Source organism: Vibrio sp. 03_296, assembly GCF_002265885.1.
This window is the reverse complement of sequence record NZ_NPKW01001061.1, coordinates 1-563: the sequence shown is the minus strand read 5'-3', so window position 1 is coordinate 563 and position 563 is coordinate 1. Positions and strand designations below refer to the sequence as shown.

The following is a 563-nucleotide window of genomic DNA, read 5'->3' as shown; positions in this document are numbered from 1 at the left end:
TGTTGTGTAAATGCGTTTWCACTGTGTTTTCTCTAACTAAAAAGCTTTCGTGCAATTTGTTGATTTGAATTCCCCAGTGATAAAAGGGTTATTATTTGCTGCTCTCGTTTCGTCAGCTTTGTAGATACGGTTTTTGAGATAGGTTTACTGTGCTGACGCAAAGTTGAAATAAATTCTTGTGATATTTTACGACTAAACCACATATCACCTGACAGGATCTTGTCAATTCCTAGTTCTAAAGTACTAATATCATCAGATAAATAAAATATTCCAGTCAACGAACGCCAAATACATAATTCTTCAATACTAATGTTATTTTGGCAATTAATCAGCACCTCTTGAACTTCTGAAAAGTTTTCATCTATAAAATTCAAATATGAAGAATAAAAATCCTCTTCAACAACACTATAATCGACAAGAATTGCCTTGATCGAAGAATAACTCGTCGTTCGTTCATCTAACTCTTTTGGAGTGAGTAGATGAACGACCATATTGAGTTTTTCTCAAGAATTTCTTTTAGCAGTGAGGATTGCAGACTGTCTTCCGTAATCAATATCACTTCC

The 563-nt window shown here is 33.8% G+C and carries 1 pseudogene; it reads right to left on the bottom strand.

What is annotated here, in order from left to right:
• A pseudogene (locus CIK04_RS29820) lies at positions 1-563 on the bottom strand (LuxR C-terminal-related transcriptional regulator); the annotation flags it as partial.